This window comes from Dietzia sp. IN118, assembly GCF_032905965.1.
In the GTDB taxonomy this organism is placed as follows: Bacteria; Actinomycetota; Actinomycetes; order Mycobacteriales; family Mycobacteriaceae; genus Dietzia; species Dietzia kunjamensis.
Map to the genome: position 1 here is coordinate 2,683,899 of NZ_JAUMSR010000001.1, position 15,519 is coordinate 2,699,417.

16 protein-coding genes, 1 tRNA gene and 2 pseudogenes are annotated in these 15,519 nt (G+C 69.2%); 11 read left to right on the plus strand and 8 right to left on the minus strand.

Annotated features, from left to right (window positions below):
• Positions 1–11 precede the first annotated feature (11 nt).
• Together purD and Q2K20_RS12825 are read right to left on the minus strand one after the other, a co-directional pair.
• The gene (purD, locus tag Q2K20_RS12820) at positions 12–1,268 is read right to left on the minus strand and encodes a phosphoribosylamine--glycine ligase (protein WP_119191921.1); all 1,257 of its coding nucleotides are present in this window, start codon (positions 1,266–1,268) and stop codon (positions 12–14) included.
• Between the two features lie 58 nt (positions 1,269–1,326).
• Positions 1,327–2,031: a TetR/AcrR family transcriptional regulator gene (locus tag Q2K20_RS12825; protein ID WP_187700044.1), complete on the minus strand. Its 705-nt coding sequence runs from the start codon at positions 2,029–2,031 to the stop codon at positions 1,327–1,329.
• A gap of 126 nt (positions 2,032–2,157) precedes the next feature.
• On the opposite strand from Q2K20_RS12825, the gene Q2K20_RS12830 reads away from it, so the two are divergent.
• Positions 2,158–2,586, plus strand: coding sequence for an HIT family protein (locus tag Q2K20_RS12830; protein ID WP_067711927.1), 429 nt, complete (start codon positions 2,158–2,160; stop codon positions 2,584–2,586).
• A gap of 60 nt (positions 2,587–2,646) precedes the next feature.
• Here Q2K20_RS12830 and Q2K20_RS12835 read toward each other — a convergent pair whose 3' ends face one another.
• The 3 genes from Q2K20_RS12835 to Q2K20_RS12845 all read right to left on the minus strand — a co-directional run bounded on the left by Q2K20_RS12835 (position 2,647) and on the right by Q2K20_RS12845 (position 3,681).
• A complete protein-coding gene (locus Q2K20_RS12835; RefSeq protein WP_235027712.1) occupies positions 2,647–3,039 on the minus strand; it encodes a nuclear transport factor 2 family protein in 393 nt (130 codons plus the stop codon).
• Between the two features lie 16 nt (positions 3,040–3,055).
• Positions 3,056–3,430, minus strand: coding sequence for a nuclear transport factor 2 family protein (locus Q2K20_RS12840; RefSeq protein WP_132064016.1), 375 nt, complete (start codon positions 3,428–3,430; stop codon positions 3,056–3,058).
• 178 nt (positions 3,431–3,608) lie between these two features.
• Positions 3,609–3,681: transfer RNA gene (locus Q2K20_RS12845), tRNA-Thr, on the minus strand.
• Positions 3,682–3,758: 77 nt separating this feature from the next.
• Between Q2K20_RS12845 and Q2K20_RS12850 the strand changes: the two genes are divergently transcribed.
• From Q2K20_RS12850 to Q2K20_RS12860, 3 genes are all read left to right on the plus strand, one after another.
• On the plus strand, positions 3,759–5,141 hold the full coding sequence (locus Q2K20_RS12850) for a threonine/serine exporter ThrE family protein (RefSeq protein ID WP_269505114.1): 1,383 nt from the start codon (positions 3,759–3,761) through the stop codon (positions 5,139–5,141).
• A gap of 70 nt (positions 5,142–5,211) precedes the next feature.
• Positions 5,212–5,394, plus strand: coding sequence for a hypothetical protein (locus tag Q2K20_RS12855; RefSeq protein WP_067711921.1), 183 nt, complete (start codon positions 5,212–5,214; stop codon positions 5,392–5,394).
• A 34-nt stretch (positions 5,395–5,428) separates the two neighbouring features.
• Complete coding sequence (locus Q2K20_RS12860; protein ID WP_269505116.1) at positions 5,429–6,877, plus strand: trehalose-6-phosphate synthase; 1,449 nt, start codon at positions 5,429–5,431, stop codon at positions 6,875–6,877.
• A 119-nt stretch (positions 6,878–6,996) separates the two neighbouring features.
• Here Q2K20_RS12860 and Q2K20_RS12865 read toward each other — a convergent pair whose 3' ends face one another.
• Positions 6,997–7,221 (minus strand): hypothetical protein, encoded by a 225-nt coding sequence (locus Q2K20_RS12865; RefSeq protein ID WP_241727753.1) that lies wholly within the window; start codon positions 7,219–7,221, stop codon positions 6,997–6,999.
• A 253-nt stretch (positions 7,222–7,474) separates the two neighbouring features.
• Between Q2K20_RS12865 and Q2K20_RS12870 the strand changes: the two genes are divergently transcribed.
• Together Q2K20_RS12870 and trhA are read left to right on the plus strand one after the other, a co-directional pair.
• Complete coding sequence (locus Q2K20_RS12870; RefSeq protein ID WP_241727754.1) at positions 7,475–8,077, plus strand: hypothetical protein; 603 nt, start codon at positions 7,475–7,477, stop codon at positions 8,075–8,077.
• Between the two features lie 10 nt (positions 8,078–8,087).
• A complete protein-coding gene (trhA, locus tag Q2K20_RS12875) occupies positions 8,088–8,786 on the plus strand; it encodes a PAQR family membrane homeostasis protein TrhA (protein WP_172815799.1) in 699 nt (232 codons plus the stop codon).
• A gap of 32 nt (positions 8,787–8,818) precedes the next feature.
• On the opposite strand, the gene Q2K20_RS12880 is transcribed toward trhA, so the two are convergent.
• Positions 8,819–10,279: an aldehyde dehydrogenase family protein gene (locus Q2K20_RS12880; protein WP_069390236.1), complete on the minus strand. Its 1,461-nt coding sequence runs from the start codon at positions 10,277–10,279 to the stop codon at positions 8,819–8,821.
• Between the two features lie 118 nt (positions 10,280–10,397).
• On the opposite strand from Q2K20_RS12880, the pseudogene Q2K20_RS12885 reads away from it, so the two are divergent.
• From Q2K20_RS12885 to Q2K20_RS12895, 3 genes and pseudogenes are all read left to right on the plus strand, one after another.
• Positions 10,398–11,070, plus strand: a pseudogene (locus tag Q2K20_RS12885) (steroid 3-ketoacyl-CoA thiolase); the annotation flags it as partial.
• A gap of 1 nt (position 11,071) precedes the next feature.
• A complete protein-coding gene (locus Q2K20_RS12890) occupies positions 11,072–11,641 on the plus strand; it encodes a GNAT family N-acetyltransferase (protein ID WP_069390234.1) in 570 nt (189 codons plus the stop codon).
• 87 nt (positions 11,642–11,728) lie between these two features.
• Positions 11,729–12,145 (plus strand): annotated as a pseudogene (locus tag Q2K20_RS12895) (nitroreductase family deazaflavin-dependent oxidoreductase).
• Here Q2K20_RS12895 and Q2K20_RS12900 read toward each other — a convergent pair.
• The gene (locus Q2K20_RS12900) at positions 12,088–12,222 is read right to left on the minus strand and encodes a hypothetical protein (protein ID WP_269505128.1); all 135 of its coding nucleotides are present in this window, start codon (positions 12,220–12,222) and stop codon (positions 12,088–12,090) included. The pseudogene Q2K20_RS12895 and the gene Q2K20_RS12900 overlap by 58 nt on opposite strands.
• 111 nt (positions 12,223–12,333) lie before the next feature.
• On the opposite strand from Q2K20_RS12900, the gene Q2K20_RS12905 reads away from it, so the two are divergent.
• Positions 12,334–13,824, plus strand: a complete 1,491-nt coding sequence (locus tag Q2K20_RS12905; protein WP_156776393.1) for a beta strand repeat-containing protein — start codon at positions 12,334–12,336, stop codon at positions 13,822–13,824.
• Between the two features lie 144 nt (positions 13,825–13,968).
• On the plus strand, positions 13,969–15,378 hold the full coding sequence (locus tag Q2K20_RS12910) for an IS1380 family transposase (RefSeq protein WP_317176842.1): 1,410 nt from the start codon (positions 13,969–13,971) through the stop codon (positions 15,376–15,378).
• The last annotated feature ends 141 nt before the right edge of the window (positions 15,379–15,519 follow it).

Sequence of the window (15,519 nt, forward strand, 5' to 3'; positions counted from 1 at the left end):
CGCGGGGCGCGTCAGCCGGGGAGGCTGATGCGCCCCTCCTCGGCGGCCTGGCCGATGTCCCGGCGGAAATGCCCGCCGCCGAGCTCGATGCCGTCGAGGATCCGGTAGGCCTCGGCCCGGGCCGCTGTCAGGTCCGCCCCCGTGCCCACGACCGACAGGACCCGGCCCCCGGCGGAGACGAGCCGGCCCTCCGCGTCGCGGGCCGTGCCGGCGTGGAGCACGCCCGGCTGTTCGGCGCCTTCGATGAGGTCACCGCGCCGCGGCGTCGCCGGGTAGTGCTCGGCTGCCAGGACCACGGTCACGGCGGCGCCGTCACGCCACACCAGCGGCGGTAGGTCGGCCAGTCGGCCGGTGGCCACGGAGTGCAGGGTCTCGCCCAGCGGCGACTCGAGCAGCGCCAGCACGGCCTGTGTCTCCGGGTCGCCGAAGCGGCAGTTGAACTCCACGACCTCGGGCCCGGACGAGGTGATCGCCAGCCCCGCGTACAGCAGGCCTGAGAAGCCGCAGCCACGGGCGACCATCTCGCGGGCCACCGGCTCGCACACCTCCGTGACGATCCGGTCGACCATTCCCTGCGGCAACCACGGCAGCGGCGTGTAGGCGCCCATCCCGCCGGTGTTGGGACCGCGATCGCCCTCGCCGACCCGCTTGTGGTCCTGGGCGGGCAGCAACGGCACGACGGTCTCGCCGTCGACCAGGCAGAACAGGGAGACCTCCGGGCCATCGAGGAACGACTCCAACAGCACCGGGTGCCCGTCGTCGAGACAGGCGAGAGCGTGCGCCCGGGCCGCGTTGCGATCGGGTGTCACGACGACCCCCTTGCCGGCGGCCAACCCGTCGTCCTTGACCACCCAGGTCGGTCCGAACCGGTCGAGTGCGTCGTCGAGGTCGGCGGGCGAGTCCACGATCTCGGCGCGCGCGGTCTTCACACCCGCAGCCGCCATGACGTCCTTGGCGAACGCCTTGGACCCCTCGATGCGGGCGGCCTCGGCGGACGGGCCGAACACCGGGATCCCGGCCTCGCGCAGGGCGTCGGCGACGCCCGCGACCAGGGGCACCTCGGGACCGATGACGACCAGTCCGGCGTCGAGCCTACGGGCCAGGGCCGTCACGGCCGCCGGATCGGTCACCGCGAGTTCGTGGCACTGCGCCTGCACCATGCCGGGGTTGCCCGGCGCCGCGTGCAACTCCGTCACCGCGGGATCCGCGGCGAGGGCGACGAGGAGGGCGTGCTCACGGGCACCGGAACCGATCACGAGAATGCGCACGACGACCACAGTAGCCCGGCCGCCGCGCCGGGTTGGCCCGGCCCGGAACGAACGGGCCCTAGACCCCTGCGTCGGCGGTGATGTCGGCGGCGGGGAACGCCGCGTCGCGGGCCCGCAGCGCCTCGTCGGTGAGCAGGTCCGTCATACACAGATCAATGGTCCGTGCGGTCGACCGTGCGGCGTCCGGGGTCCGCATCGGGCGGATCCCGAACATCGCCTGGGCGCTGAGGCCGTCGATCGCCGCCCACAGCGGCAGCTCGTCGTTCATGACGACCTCGGGCCGGAACGCCCCCGCCTCGATCCCGCGCTCGACGATCGCCTGCAATTCCACATTGATGGCATCGGCGTGCGCGGCGACGGTCTCCGACGGGCCCAGGTTCTCCATCATCGTGCGGGCCCACGCAGGCTCGTCGATCGAGAACTCCACCACGGCGAGAGCCGCTTCGCGCAGCTCGCGGTAGGCGGCGAGGACCGGATCGGACACCGCACCGCCGACGGCCGCGGCCGCCACGCGACCGACCAGCTCGACGAACCCGCGGGCCGCGACCTCCTCGACGAGCTGCTGCCGATTCGCGAAATGGCGGTACGCCGCGGTGGCGGACACCCCGATGTGCGGGGCGATCTCGCGGAGGATGATCGCCTTCTCCCCCGAGACCCTCGCGCGAGCGGTGGCCTCCTGGATGATGGCGTTGCGCAGATCGCCGTGGTGGTAGGCCTTCTTCTTCACCGCGCCCTCTGCCGTCGCAATACCTGCCTCGACCATGTCGATGCTCCTTCGCGTGTGTAGAGAGGACGGGGGCCACCCGGCGGGTAGCGGATACATCCATTAGACCACTTTTCGCCAGTCTGCCACCTGAGGCCATCGCCCCCGATACGTAGGCTGGGGTCCATGTCGACCGTTTTCAGCAAGATCATCGCCGGTGAACTGCCGGGCCGGTTCGTCTGGAAGGACCCCGAGGTGGTCGCCTTCCTCACCATCGCACCGGTCGCGCCCGGCCACACGCTGGTCGTCCCGCGCGCGGAGGTCGATCGGTGGACCGATCTCGAGCCCGCGCTGCTGACCCGGCTCAACGAGGTCGCACAGGCCGTCGGCAAGGCGGTCGTGGGAGGCCTCGGTGCGGCGCGCGCCGGGTATCTCATCGCCGGCTTCGAGGTGCCGCACACCCACATCCACATCTTCCCCGCCGACGACATGTCCGGATTCGACCTGTCGCTGGCGGACCCCGACGCGCCCGCCGAGGAGTCCGACGCGGCGGCCGAGACCATCCGGCGGTCGTTGCGGGAACTGGGCTACGGGGAGTTCGTCCCGGAGGCCTGAACCCGGGGCCGTCCGCCCCGGGTCGGCGGTCGGCCGCCGGCGCCGGGCCCTGCCCGATCGTCAGTGTCCGAGCGCCCGGGCGACGTCCTGCATGTCCTGATAGTCGGTCCACGCCGCGACGAGACCGTCGCGGAGCGCGAAGAACGAGCCGACCTCCACCTTCAGGGCGACCCCACCGATGGTGAGGTGTGTGGTCCGGTTGAGCGCCGCCACATCGCCCGAGCCCAGTACGTGGTGGATGTCCACGCTGACGTCGGTCGAGACATCCTGGTTGAACTCGATCACATGGCGCAGGCCCTCGTGTCCCCGGACGGTCTGCGTGCCCTCGATCGTGAGAACGACGTCCGGCGTGCACCATGACTGCGCGGTCTCGACGTCCCCCGCGAACGCCGCCTCGACCAGCGCCCTGACCACTTCCCGGGGATCCACCTCCCCGGCTCCGCGTTCGCTCACGGCATCCGCCTCCCCGTTAGCCGACGATCTCGTCGATCGCGTGCATGCTCTTGTAGTCTGCCCACCGCGTGACCACCCCGTCCGCCACTTCCACGAAGGAACAACCGCGGATCTCGATCCCGCCGCTGGGCAGGGTGTACCGCTCGAGGCGGCGCAGCGCGACGACCCCCTCGGATTCCAGGATCTCCCCCTCCACCCCGATGGTGAGGAAACCGGCCAGTCGGGAGAGGTCGGACACGATGTCGCGGACACCATCGTGCCCCTCGTAGCGCCTGACCTGGCCTGTCGTATAGACGATCGACGGAGAAGACAGTGCGATGGTCCGCTCGGCGTCGCCCGAGGCGAGGGCGGCCATCCACGCAGTGGCGATCTCTGTTGCGGACTGCGTCATCTCGGCGGCGCCCTTCTGGCGACGGGAATGTTGAGAACATTCTACTCATCAGTAGACGGAAGCTAACAATGATCACTGAACTGGGGGTCCCGCTCGGGGCCGCATCCCGCGGCCACCACCGACGGCCCGACACTTGGCGTGCCCTCAGCTTCCGGCTCGAACGCCGACGCCACTCGAGAGCTGGAGACGAGACTTGAACTCGCAACCGCCCGATTACAAGTCGGGTGCGCTACCAATTGCGCCACTCCAGCACGGGCGGCGACACCGCCGCGGCCCGCCAGTCATCCTAACCCGGCCACCGTCGGGGCTCTTGACTACGGTGTGCACCGTGGAGACCCGCGACGCACCGGCACCGCTCACCCGACCACTGGCGTGGATGGGACTGCGCAAGTCCGCCATGGACCTGGCGGTCGAGCCCCCGCTGTCCCCCATGGCGCCGGTCGACCTCGACGACGACGGCGCCGTCACCGACGTCCTCAACCTCGCCCTCGAGATCGGCGGGATCCTGCTGTCCTCCGGCGAGGGCGCCGCGGACACCGTCGCCCAGGCCGAGTCCGTGGCGGCGGCGTTCGGCCTGCCGGGCGCGACCGTCGAGGTCACCTTCACGTCGCTGACCATCGGGGTCAACCGACGTCGCGGCCGACCGCCGATCTCGGTCATCCGGGTGGTCAACTACCGCACCGTCGACATGACACGGGTGACCCGCGTGTCCCGTCTCATCGACCTCATCGTGCGCCGTCAGCTCACCGTCGACCAGGCCACGGCCGAGGTCGAGAGGATCGTGGCCTCCCCGCACCCGCACTCCTTCCGCGTCGCGGTCCTGGGGTGGGCGATGCTGGGGTGCGCGGTCGTCATCCAGCTCGGGGGTAGCCCGCTGGCCGGCCTCATCTCCATGGTCTCGACGTTCGCCCTGATGTACGCCAACCGCTACCTGGACCGCCACCGACTCCCGAGCTTCTTTCAGCAGGTCGTGGGCGGGTTCATCGCGGCCGCGTGGGCCCTCGCCGCATACGTGGCCGTGAGCAACAACTTCATCGAGGTCCAACCGTCCCAGCTGGTCGCGGCCGGGATCATCGTGCTGCTCGCCGGGCTCACCCTCGTCGGCGCCATCGAGGACGCCATCACCGGGTTCCCCGTGACCTCTGCCGGGCGAGGGGTCGAGACGATGGTCATGACCGGCGGTGTGCTGGGCGGGATCACGATCGCGCTCGCCGCGTTCGAACGCCTCGGCATGTCCCCACCCCCGATCGACCCGGCCATCGCCGGCAACGCCGCGGTGCACATCGCGGTGTTCGCCGCGGGCGTGGGCGCCGCCGGGTTCGCCGTGGCGAGCTATGCGACGGTGCGGGCGACCTGGCTCGCCGCGGCCGTCGGCGCGATCGGGATGCTCATCTTCCAGGCGGTCATGGCCACCGGGCTGGGCGTGGTGGTGGGGTCCGCCCTCGCGGCCTGCACGATGGGCCTGATCGGCGGCATCCTCGCCCGTATCGCCACCGTCCCGCCGCTGGTGGTCACCATCGCCGGGATCACGCCGTTCCTGCCGGGCCTGTCGGTGTACCGCGGCCTGTCGGCGCTGACGAGCGACCAGACGGGTATCGGTCTGGGCCTGATGTTCCAGGCGTTGGCGATCGCGGTGGCACTGGCCGCCGGGATCGTGTTCGGTGAGTGGGTGACCCGCAATCTGCGCCGGTCGGCGGCCGCGGACGGGTGACGTAGGATCGGCAGCGGACGATGTCGCCCGAACAGGGCGCGCGCCCCCCACCGATCACAGGAGGACACCGATGGCATCCGCCGCCGCCAGCAAAGAACCCGAGCTCGACGACCTGGAGCCGGTCGCGGACGAGACCGCCGACATGGCCCGCAAGGTCGTGGCCTCGTACTCGGCCGACGCCGACGAGTGCCGGATGCTCCTCGACATGCTGGGGATCGGTCCGGAGCCGCAGGTGACGGCGGACGCCGAGTAACCAGACCACAGCGATCCACGCGAGGGGACAACCGATGACGAGCGGTACCGGGCAGACGTCCACCGGAGCAGGTGCCGACTTCGTCGTCGTCGCCAATCGTCTCCCCGTGGACCTCGTCATCGACCGGGACGGCACCGAACACTGGAAGGCCAGCCCCGGCGGTCTCGTGACGGCGCTGGAGTCCATCCTCAAGGCCAACGACGGCGCCTGGGTGGGGTGGCCCGGCGTCCCCGACGCCGCCCCCGAACCGTTCGACACGGACGGCATCCGCCTCCACTCGGTCACCCTGTCTGCCCAGGACGTCGTGCTCTACTACGAGGGTTTCTCCAACGCCACCCTCTGGCCGCTGTTCCACGACGTGGTGGTGCCGGCCGAGTACCACCGCGAATGGTGGAACGCGTACCGCGAGATCAACACCCGTTTCGCCGAGGCCACCGCGGAGGCCGCCGCCGAGGGTGCCACCGTCTGGGTGCAGGACTACCAGTTGTTGCTGGTGCCCTGTCTGCTGCGTGAGCTGCGCCCCGACCTGACCATCGGGTTCTTCCTCCACATCCCGTTCCCGCCCGTCGAACTGTTCATGCAGCTACCGTGGCGCACCGAGCTGGTCGAGGGCATGCTCGGCGCCGACCTGGTGGGTTTCCACCTGCCCGGCGGGGCGGACAACTTCCGGATCCTCGCCAACCGCCTGCGCGGCTACCCGTCCGTCCGACTGCGCTCGACGCGGGGCCGCGCCTCCGAGATCCGGGTGGACGACCGCATGGTGCGTGTCGGCGCGTTCCCCATCTCCATCGACTCCGCGGCCGTGGACGCCACGGCCCGCACGCGCGAGACCCAGGCCCGCGCCGCCCGCCTGCGCGAGGAGTTGGGTTCGCCGCGGGTCCTCCTGCTGGGCGTGGACCGTCTGGACTACACCAAGGGCATCGACGTCCGCCTGCGCGCGCTGGAGGAGCTGTTCGAGGAGGGGCGTCTGGAGCCCGCCGACGTGACCCTCCTCCAGCTGGCCACGCCGAGCCGCGAGCGGGTCGAGCAGTACCAGATCATGCGGTCGCGGATCGAGGAGTCGGTGGGCCGCATCAACGGCACGTTCGGCGAGATCGGGCACCCCGTGGTGACCTACATCCACCGGCCCGTCCCGAAGACGGAACTGGTGGCGTTCTACACCGCTGCCGACGTCATGCTGGTGACGCCCGTGCGGGACGGCATGAACCTGGTGGCCAAGGAATATGTGGCCTCGTGCACCGACGGCGACGGCGCCCTGGTGCTCAGCGAATTCGCCGGCGCCGCCGCGGAACTACGCCAGGCGTACCTGTGCAACCCGCACGATCTCGACGGGGTCAAGGACGCCATCATGGCCGCGGTCGACGACTCCCCCGAGGATCGGCGGCGCCGTATGCGGTCGCTGCGTCGTCAGGTGTTGGGCAACGACGTCCACGCGTGGGCCCGCCGGTTCTTCAACACACTCGACGCCACGGCGGACGATTAGATGGCGGCGGACCGGGTTCCAGCGCGCTGAGCTCGACGGACTCCGACAGTGCCGGGTCGGCGAGCCCGTCCCGGACCGCTCCGAGCCGCGTCCACCGTCCGGTGGTCGTAGGTGGACATCTAGGCGGTGATCTCGCGGGTGGCGCCGAGGTCGGAGTCGGGAGCGGTCATGGGTGAAGTCCACCCCGTGACCTTCATCTCGCCGTCGTCGTATCGGTTCACGGTCACACGCACCCGGTACCGGCGGGCCTGGTCCTCATCGGACTTCGGGTTGCCGATGGTCGGGTCGATAGCCCTGATCACCTCGGCCCGGTCGTGGTGGGAGTGCTCGACGGCGGCGGACACCACACCGTCGGCGGCGACATTGGTGGTCTTGACGATGTCCTCGTACGGATCGCGGCGAGGGGCGCGGCGAGGCTCTTATCCGCGACGCGGCCCTCCCCGACTGCGCGCTCATCCTCACGGACACCGACAACGCCGCACTGCTCGACGGGCTCGATCCCGGCGTGCTCGTCGGCCCCGACGACCCCGTCGCGCTGGTGTTCACCTCGAGCACGAGCGGCGACCCCAAGGTCGCCCGGATCAGGCAGAGATCTCCGTGCGCGGCCGTATGCTCGCCGAGAAGTTCGGGATCGGCCCGGACGACTGCGTCCACAGCGCGATACCGCTGGTCCACTCCAACGCCGTGATGGTGGCGTGGCCGATCGCCCTGCACTCCGGGTGCTCGATCGCCCTGCGGCGTCGCTTCTCCGCCGGCAACTGGCTCGACGACGCCCGACCCCGCGCCCGGTTCGACGGCGCCGACGTCCTGCGCAACGCCGACGAGTCCGTGGGTGAGATGGTCGCCGACGGGTCGGATGCGCGTGGACGGGGAGAACCTGGCGGGGGCACCGCTCGAACGCGTACTGCGGCGCCACCCCCGACGTGGCCGAGGTCGGCGTGTACGCCGTGCCGGCGGAGACGGTGCGCGGCCCGGTCGCCTCTGGCCGACGGGTTCGGCGATTTCCTCGCCGCCCAACCCGACCTGGGGCCCGAACAGTGGCCGTCGCTGCTACGGATGACCGCCGCGCTGCCACGGAAGGCCAGCTTCAAGTTCCGGGCCCGCGACCTCAGCTCGCGGGGCGCCGAATCGGCCGGGGACAGGGTCTGGGTCCGCGCCGACGGTGCAGGGCCTTCACCCCCGGGGTCAGGTCGCCGGTAAGTTTCAGGGTGTGGACGACGCCGCGAACACCGACCTCCAGCATCCCGCCGATGACGACTTCGGCATCTCCGCCCCCGTCCCGCCCAAGCCGCTGCTGCGGGGATGGATCCACGCCAGCACCCTGCCCGTGGCGATCGCGCTGGGCGTCGTGCTCACCGTGCTCGCCGAGGGGACCGCGCTGACCTGGGCCTGCGCCGTGTTCCTGGCGACCTCAACTCTACTGTTCGGGATCTCGGCTCTGTATCACCGAGTGAACTGGGGGCCACGCGCCACAGCCCTGATGCGCCGTCTGGACCACTCCAACATCTTCCTGCTCATCGCCGGGACGTACACCCCCATGACGGTGGCGGCACTGGAGCCCCCGACCACCCAGATCCTGTTGACGCTCGTGTGGTCGGGGGCTCTGCTGGGAATCCTGTTCCGCCTCTTCTGGTTGTCCGCGCCGCGCTGGCTGTACGTCGTCCTGTACATCGGCCTGGGCTGGACCGCGGTATGGTTCGCCGGCGACCTCATCAATGCCAACCTCGCCGCCGTCATCCTCGTGCTGGTCGGTGGCGTCGCGTACACCGGCGGCGCGGTGGTCTACGGTCTCAAGCGACCCGACCCGGCACCCAGCGTCTTCGGCTTCCACGAGGTGTTCCACACGTGCACCGTGATCGCGTTCGCCTGCCACTGGTCCGCGATGCTGCTGTTCGTCCTGGCCAGCTGACGACCTGAGGACCTGATGGCCAGGCGTCCCGCTTACAGCTTGAGGCGTGTCCGTACCTGCATCACCCCCAGGTACGCCGAGGCGATCCGCTTCTTGCCGCTGGTGAACGGCGGAACCATGAGCTGCGAGGCATTGAAGTCGAACGAGTGGTGCGCCACCGCCCGCTCGTGGGTGAACGTGCGGAAACCGTAGTGGCCGTGGTATCCGCCCATCCCCGAGTTGCCGACGCCGCCGAACGGGATGGCGGACGAGGCCATGCCGATCCCGAAGTCGTTGCCGTAGATGTTGCCGGAGCGGGTGCGGTCGGCGACGGTCTCGAAGCGGTCGTTCCTGTCCCCGTACCAGTACAGGACGAGCGGGCTGGGCCGGTCGTTGACGTAGCGGATCGCCTCGTCGAGGCCCTTGTAGCCGAATACCGCGAGGACGGGGCCGAACACCTCGTCGGAGTCGATCTCCATGTCTGGGGACACACCGGTGAGCAGGGTGGGCGCGATCTTGCGGACGACCGGGTCGGGCAGCCGTTCGCCGGCTGGCGCAGCGTCGCGCTTGACTGCACCCTTCGCCACGGCGTCGTCGATCAACCCGACGATCCGCTCGTAATTCGAGGTGTTGACGGTCGCCGTGTACTCGGGGTTGCCGACGATGGCCGGGAGGGTGGTGCGCCACTGGTCCAGCACGGTGTCGCAGAACGCGTCCAGTCGGTCCTCGGGGACGAACACGTAATCCGGGCACATGCACACCTGACCGCCGTTGACGAGGCGGGAGGACGCGATGCTGCGCCCGGCCCGATCGATGTCGGCACTGGTGTCGACGAGGACCGGATTCTTGCCGCCCAGCTCCAGCGTGACCGGTGTGAGGTTGTCCGCGGCGTCCTTGGCGACGGACTTGCCGACCCCGGGCGAACCGGTGAAGAACAGGTGATCGAACGGGAGGACGGAGAAGTCGGAACCCCGACCGTGCTCGGGGCCGGCGATCGCCAGCTCGTCCACGGCGAAGTACTCGGGCGCCCGCCGGCACAGCACCTCGGTGGTGTTCGCCGTGACCGACGACGGCCGGATCATCACCCTGTTACCTGCGCCGAGGGCGGATCCCGCCGGGACGATGGTGAGGTAGAGCGGGAAGTTCCAGGGCCCGATGATCCCCACGACGCCCTTGGGGTCGTGGCGGACCTGCTGCGAGAACCCGACCGCGTCCAGGACCCTGGAGATCCGTGTGGGCTTCATCCACTTCTTGATGTTGCCGCGCTGGTGGTCCAGGTCCGGGATGGACGAGGCGATGTCGGTGATGGTGGAGAACGTCTCCGGTCGTGAACCGTAGTCCTCACGGATCGCCTCGGTCAGCTCGGCGGCGTTGTCCAGGACGAGCTGCTTGAGTCGCAGGATCCGGTCGCGGCGGACCTTGACGCCCGGCTGGGGGTCGGCGAGAAACGCCTGTTGTTGCCGTTCGAGGATCTGCGCGAGCGTGAGCTCGCGCGCGGTGTGGGTGCTGGTCATGCGCCCAGGGTAGAACGCGTTCTCCAGGCGCGTCGGCGTTCCGGCACGCCGTCCGTGACGAGAACGACGGTGACGACGACGAGGGGCCCGCCCCTCGGAGGAGGAGACGGGCCCTCGGATCGCGGGCGGGCACATCCACACGTGGGCGATGGACGTCGGGGTCGCGTGCGGCGGCGAGTCGTTGAGCTGGATCGCACTGCGCGCCGCCGTCGGCGATGGTTCCAACGGGATGCCCGCCCGGACGCTTGGGACTTCAACCTGCCGGGCCAGTCCACCGCGAAGCGCGCCTGGGCGGAGGGCCGCTTCGATCGCGAGACCTTCACCGTCGACGCCCCCGAGTGCCTCAAGGACGGCACCTACACCGGCGAGACGGGACCGTCAGCCGCGACCAGGGGCTGCGCCACACCACCGCGGAGGTACTGGCGTCCCTCAAGCCCGTCATCGAGGGCGGATTGCACGCCGCCGGCACCACCAGCCAGATGTCCGACGGCCCGGTCCCTGCCACCCAGCGGGTACTCGGCCACTCCGGCATGTCGATCTCGGACTTCGATCTCTTGGAATGCAACGAGGCGTTGCCCTCCGTTCTCCTAAGCTGGGCGCAGGTGCACGGGCCCGACATGGACAAGGTCAACGGAGGGACCATCGCGATCGGCCACCCCGTCGGCAGTACCGGGTCGCGGCTCATCACCACCGCCCTGCACGAGCTCGAGCGCACGGACGGCGAACGCGCCCTCATCACGATGTGCGCGGGCGGCGCCCAGGCCTCGGCGAGCATCATCGAGAGGATCTGACATGAGCAACGCCATCGAAACGGCTGCGAACCGCCGGCGGGAGGTCTTCGCCGCCGTGTCGTCGGCCGACGGACCCGAGGACGCGGTCCGCGCCATCGCCAGCCTGCTATCGGTGTCCCCCGACGAGGCGGGCGAGGTCCTGCGGGCTCCACTCGAGACGTTCGCCGGCCCCACCGCCGGAGACGCCGGACAGGGCTTCACCCTGCGGCCGTTCACGGAGTCCGAGGAACACACGTCCCTCTATCGCGCGCGCTCGTCCGACGAGACGTCCGCGACCGGCGGAACGTGGGACCGGGAGAAGACAGAGCAGGAGCTGCGGAACGGACTGGACCGCATCGAGGCGGAGTCGGCGATGTGGTTCGTGGCGGTCGACACCGACCGAGACGCGCCTATCGGGCTCGTCTTCGGCGAGCAGATCGACAACGGTGACGTTGATGTGGCCATCTGGATCCGCCCCGAGGAGCGCAAGAAGGGCTTCGGGCTCCGGTCACTCAAGGAGAGCCGCCGCGAACTCGCCGCGTTCTTCCCCGGCAAGCACCTGATCGTCCGCGCACCGATGGCCAGCCGGTAGCCGGTGAGCGGAGCCGGCTCCACACCCGAGGCCGGCGTCGACGACCCGAGGCGGGGCGCGCCGTGGGTCGTGGGCGTCATCAAGGTGATGTCGCGGGTCAACAGGTGGGCGTACCGGGTGTCCGGCGGACGGGTCGGCGGATCCTGGCGGGTGGGTTCCGCGCTGCGGGCCCCGGTGCCCGTGTGCCTCGTGACGACGACCGGCCGCAAGTCCGGCGAACCGCGGACCGTACCGCTGCACCACCTCCCGGACGGGACCGGGTCCTGCTCGTCGCCTCCCAGGGCGGACTCCCCAAGCATCCCCAGTGGTATTACAACGTGCTGGCCGACCCGAACGTCGCCGTCCAGGTGAGTCGCCGTCATCGCGCGATGACGGCGAGGGACGCACCCCCGACCGAGCGCGGAATTGTGGCCCAGGCTCGTCCAGCGCTACGCGGACTTCGCCGACTACCAGGCCAACAGCAGCCGGATCATCCCGATCATCATCTGCGAACCGCGGAACTGACCACCGCGACCGGCTGAGGCCGCGCCACTGGAACCTTCCGCCACTTCCGTACCGTTTCCTGTGAATTCAGTTGACACCTGCGCCTCCTTAGCGGATTCTAATGACTAGCCGCCTTCCCTACCAGTGGCGATGCGGCAACGTAGTGATCCAGGGGGATCGCTCTCAGGAAAGGGCTATTAATGAAGTACATGACCAGGACCGCAGCCGTAGCTGCTGCCGCTGCGCTCGCCGTATCGGGCGCCACCGGTGTGGCCAACGCACAGTCCGGAACCCTTAATTTCGACATCCTTCAGGGCCTGGCGTCGTCGGATGTGGACTTCCCTGACATGGGCTCCACGGACCTGGGCTCTATGGACCTGATTCCCGGCTCCGCCGGCGTGATCCCCAACGGTTCCACGGACGGCATCGGAACAGGTTCTGAAAACCTGGGCGGCTCCGCCGATTTCACCGGCTCCGGAGGCATCATCTCTGATGGGATCGCCGGCTCACTTGAGGGTGGTTCCGTCACTGGCATCCTCGAGGAGGCTGCAGGCTCCCTTGACAGCATCACGGGGTCGACCACGGGTGCCAGCGGATCGCTTGGCGACTTCGCCACCGCTCTGACCGGCTCCATCTCCGAGGGCGGCTCCCTTGAAGGCGTGCTGGACGGCGTTCAGGGTTCCATAACGGGAGGCTCCCTCACCACGATCCTCGACGGCTTCGCGACTTCACTCGACACCGGAGGCTCGCTTGAGGGCGTGCTCGCGGGTTTCGAGGGCTCCCTCGGTGACGGAGGGTCCGCCGGCGACATCACCACCGGCGTCGCCGGCTCCCTCACCGACATCGCGTCGGGCATCACCGGCTCCTTGGGTGACGGCGGCTCTGCCGGTGACATCACCTCCGGCATCGGCGGATCGCTTGGCAACCTCGGCCTCGCAATGTCAGGTTCTGTCGACGACGGCGGCTCACTCGAGGGCGTCACCGGAGCGATCGCCGGTTCCATTGACGACGGCGGCTCACTCGAGGGCATCCTCGCGGCTACCGAGGGCTCGATCGCCAACACCTCGGGCTCCCTGTCGGATCCGGACACAGGACTGCTCGGCTCGGTCACCGGCGGTCTGATCACGGAGAATCTGGCCGGCTCGCTCGGCATGCTTTCAAACTCGGTCGCCGGTCCGGACACCGGACTGCTCGGCTCACTCACCGGAACCGGGGGTTCGACGGGGCAGAGTTCCGACGCGATCACCAACATCTCCAGCGACAGCGCGTACGTCGGCGTCGGCTCCGCTGAAGAGCTGACCGGAGTGAACGGCTCGCTCACCGCGTTCACCGGCTCGCTGGAGAACGGTTCGCTGCAGGGCACAGCCTCCGCGGACAACGGCTCGCTGCGTGCCACGGCGTCCACCGACACGGCGTCCGGCGTGGGCACCGCCACGTCACTCGAGAGCATCACCAGTATCGAGTCCAGTGTCGGCGGCGGCCTACTTCCGATCCTGTCCCTGGGCGGGGCTGTTGCCCTCGGTGGCGCCGCCATCGGTGCAACCGTTGCCGACGACGTTCAGCTCCCGGCACTGCCCGCACTCCCAGGCGTCCACGTCCCGGGCATCTGCGACCTACCGCACGACATGGTCGACCAACTGGCTGACGCCGGCTCGGCGATCGCCGTCGACTGCACGCACCCTGAGAACGAGGGCAACTGATCGTCGATGACTGACCGTTAAGCCTGGATCCACCGATGAGATGAACTTCTAGCGCGGTGTGGGAACGCGAGAATGCCCTTCTGAACTGGCAAGATACGACTTGCTTAAGGTCCGTATCGCCAATTCAAGAAGGGCATCCCGCAGATGCAACTATCTCACACTCTGCCCGTAAGCTTCGCGACGTTCGATGAGCCCAACCTCGTGTCGGGCGCCGGCCTCGTGCCGCTGATGAAACTCGCCGACCGGGCGGGCCTGCACCGGCTCGGTGACGAGCATCTGAGCGTGCCCACCGACAAGGGCTCCAACGGTGGAGTGAAACTGGCCTCGCTCGTGGCCGGGATGGCCGCAGGCGCGGATAGCATCGACGACATGGCCCTGCTGCGCCACGGGGCGATGGGCACACTCTTCGACCGCCCGTACGCCCCTTCGACGCTGGGATCGTTCCTGCGGCAGTTCACCTTCGGCCACGTCCGCCAAACCGATGCGATCGCCTCGCGGTTCGTGCGCGCACTGGCCGAACACACCGGACTGCTCGGTCATGAGTCGGACACCGGGACGGTGATGGTCGATATCGACGACACGATCGTGGAGGTCTACGGACACGCCAAGCAGGGCGCCTCGTTCGGCTACTCCGGGGTACGTGGCCTGAACGCGCTGCTGGCCACGGTCTCCACCGAGCAGGCTGCTCCGGTGATCGCCGCTCAACGGCTGCGCAAGGGCTCTGCCGGGTCCCCGCGAGGGGCTGCCCGGCTGGCCACCGACACGCTGGCACTGATCCGCCGCACCCACCTTCACGGCCGTGACGTGCTGGTCCGAGGCGATTCGGGGTGCTACTCCCACAGCATGGTCCCCGCCTGCCTGGCCGCCGGAGCCGAGGTCTCGGTCACCGTACGCATGGACCCGGCGGTCAAACGTGCCATCGCCACCATCGACGACGACGCGTGGACCACGATCAACTACACCGACGCGATCTTCGACGAACACACCAACCGTTGGATCTCCCGCGCCGAAGTCGCCGAGGTCGACTTCACCGCATTCACCTCGAAGCCCAAGAACGACCAGGTGCCGGGTCGGCTCGTGGTGCGCCGTATCCCCGACCTGAATCCCAAGGCTGCAAGTGGGCAGGCGAGCCTGTTCGATACCTGGCGGTTCCATGCGTTCTTCACCACTACATCCGTAGAGCAGTACGACACAGTGGCGGCCGACAAGACCCACCGCGCACACGCGATCATCGAGAACGTCCACGCTGACCTGAAAGCCTCCGCGCTGGCGCACCTGCCCTCGGGCGTGTTCAACGCCAACGCCGCCTGGCTGACCTGCGCCGTCATGGCGTTCAACCTCACCCGCGCCGCCGCCACCCTGACCACAAGCTCGAGCCTGGCACGCGCGACGACCGCGACGATCCGCCGCAAACTCATCAACATCCCGGCCCGGATCGCCTCCTCAGCCCGGCGGCTCCGACTCCATCTACCCGAAAGCTGGCCATGGCAAACAGCCTGGCAGGCGCTCTACGACACCGTCTTCTCCCCGCGCCGGCCCAACGTGCCGATCTGACTCCCAACTCCAGCACCTACGACCAGGAACCAAAGTGGAAAGCCGGGCAGACCGGCGGACCTCACACGCCCTCCATACGGTCACGACCCACGACCATGCCAGCGACCGCCCCGGCTACTTCATCGGTGAATTGAGGTTAAG

Bases quoted from the DNA above. Each gene is read 5' to 3' on its own strand.
- Q2K20_RS12825 (WP_187700044.1), bottom strand. From the start codon at position 2,031: ATGGTCGAGGCAGGTATTGCGACGGCAGAGGGCGCGGTGAAGAAGAAG.
- Q2K20_RS12855 (WP_067711921.1), top strand. From the start codon at position 5,212: ATGGCATCCGCCGCCGCCAGCAAAGAACCCGAGCTCGACGACCTGGAG.
- Q2K20_RS12830 (WP_067711927.1), top strand. From the start codon at position 2,158: ATGTCGACCGTTTTCAGCAAGATCATCGCCGGTGAACTGCCGGGCCGG.
- Q2K20_RS12860 (WP_269505116.1), top strand. From the start codon at position 5,429: ATGACGAGCGGTACCGGGCAGACGTCCACCGGAGCAGGTGCCGACTTC.
- Q2K20_RS12840 (WP_132064016.1), bottom strand. From the start codon at position 3,430: ATGACGCAGTCCGCAACAGAGATCGCCACTGCGTGGATGGCCGCCCTC.
- Q2K20_RS12880 (WP_069390236.1), bottom strand. From the start codon at position 10,279: ATGACCAGCACCCACACCGCGCGCGAGCTCACGCTCGCGCAGATCCTC.
- Q2K20_RS12890 (WP_069390234.1), top strand. From the start codon at position 11,072: ATGAGCAACGCCATCGAAACGGCTGCGAACCGCCGGCGGGAGGTCTTC.
- Q2K20_RS12905 (WP_156776393.1), top strand. From the start codon at position 12,334: ATGACCAGGACCGCAGCCGTAGCTGCTGCCGCTGCGCTCGCCGTATCG.
- Q2K20_RS12910 (WP_317176842.1), top strand. From the start codon at position 13,969: ATGCAACTATCTCACACTCTGCCCGTAAGCTTCGCGACGTTCGATGAG.